Source organism: Cytobacillus firmus, from assembly GCF_023715565.1.
GTDB lineage: Bacteria > Bacillota > Bacilli > Bacillales > Cytobacillaceae > Cytobacillus > Cytobacillus firmus_C.
Genome location: NZ_JAMBOJ010000130.1, coordinates 1 through 1,343, shown reverse-complemented (window position 1 = coordinate 1,343; position 1,343 = coordinate 1). Strand labels below are relative to the sequence as shown.

Annotated in this window: 2 protein-coding genes; one reads left to right on the top strand and one right to left on the bottom strand. The window is 34.6% G+C overall.

Going from position 1 to position 1,343, the window contains the following annotated elements; genetic code table 11:
* Positions 1-265: 265 nt before the first annotated feature.
* Positions 266-511, bottom strand: a complete 246-nt coding sequence (locus M3205_RS25055; protein ID WP_251172354.1) for a hypothetical protein — start codon at positions 509-511, stop codon at positions 266-268.
* Positions 512-785: 274 nt separating this feature from the next.
* On the opposite strand from M3205_RS25055, the gene M3205_RS25050 reads away from it, so the two are divergent.
* Positions 786-1,181 carry a small peptidoglycan-associated lipoprotein gene (locus M3205_RS25050; RefSeq protein ID WP_251172353.1) on the top strand — a complete coding sequence of 132 codons (396 nt, stop codon included), beginning with the start codon at positions 786-788 and terminating at the stop codon, positions 1,179-1,181.
* Positions 1,182-1,343: the final 162 nt, after the last annotated feature.

Here is a 1,343-nt window from a genome sequence, read left to right as displayed (position 1 = left end):
AAGGGGACTTAAAAAATTGTCCATGCAGGCGATGCTTACTTTCGCTGCCATGAATTTGAAAAAAATGGCCAACTGGACTTGGCAAGGTCCAGAAATGGCCTAGAAGATGACCTCGGAGAGGTCTATCGTCATCTGAAAATGCTTCAAAGCCAATAAAATTCAAAAAAGAGGTCCGGAATGAGACTATTCCGAACCCCTTTTGTCTACAAACTGAAATCGGCACCTGTAAATGGGTGCCGATTTTTTTTGATTGTCACCTTTCCAATTACCAATGTGTAATGTAGGACATCGCAAAATGTAAAGAAGTATATAAACTTAAGCTCATAACAGTAACCATAAATGTTTTCTTTGCTGACTTAATAACCCAATTCCCAATATTGATTGCCAAATAGAAGAAAACAAAAAACATTATAATTTTATAAACGAGCTGATCATATTTTGACAGCCACTCAATGAAAGTATATCCGCTCCAGATTAACATCTGCAGCAAAAGAGCTGTATAAATCTTCATACACTCCACCACCAAATTTTTTAATCTTTACCCGTTATTTTAATAGAAGAAACACTTGTGTTTGTAATATATGTTGAAAAGGATATTCTTATTTTTCATTTCTGTAACATTTGAATGACAAGCTAATATTTCGATTTACCATATGATAAAATACTCATAATTATTATGAATTGCTTACCTTCTGTCAAAAGGGTGGAAAATCCTCATGACTTCTATACTGTTTTTGCAGTTTTATGTGAAAAGGTGGAATTTATTATAAAGCGAGGGCAAAAGGATGAAAGGTCTGCCATTGTTATTGATTACTGCACTCTTACTAGTGTTACTAGTGACCTCTTCATGCAATCATCAGGAAGTAAAAGAAGAGCTGAAAATAGACCACAGTGTTAAGCAGCTTATATTTTTTACTGATAATAAAAAATATAAGCAGGAAATCTCCTATTATGATGCCATCATAGAATTAAAGAGAAGCTATCCTGAACTGATTAAAGATATGAAAGTGATAACAGCAGCAGAAGCGAGTCACATAAGCAATTATGAGGTGGAAAATTATCCTGCCATGCTGCTGGTGTATCAGGACAAAGTTTTAGTAGAAATAAAAGGCACTGTATCTAAAGATAAGATCATTTATCCTCTCGACAAAGCCATGGATAAAAAGATCGATAATCCGTAATCATCCATAAAAAAATCCTTCCCTGGCAGGGAAGGATTCAGACTGTCGACAAACTCGATGAAAATCGTACTTGTCGGGAGTCTTTTTTGATTTAAAATAGAAGTAATACAATGCTTGAGGTGATTAATATGCTTTCTAAACATAATCCAATTCAACGGGATC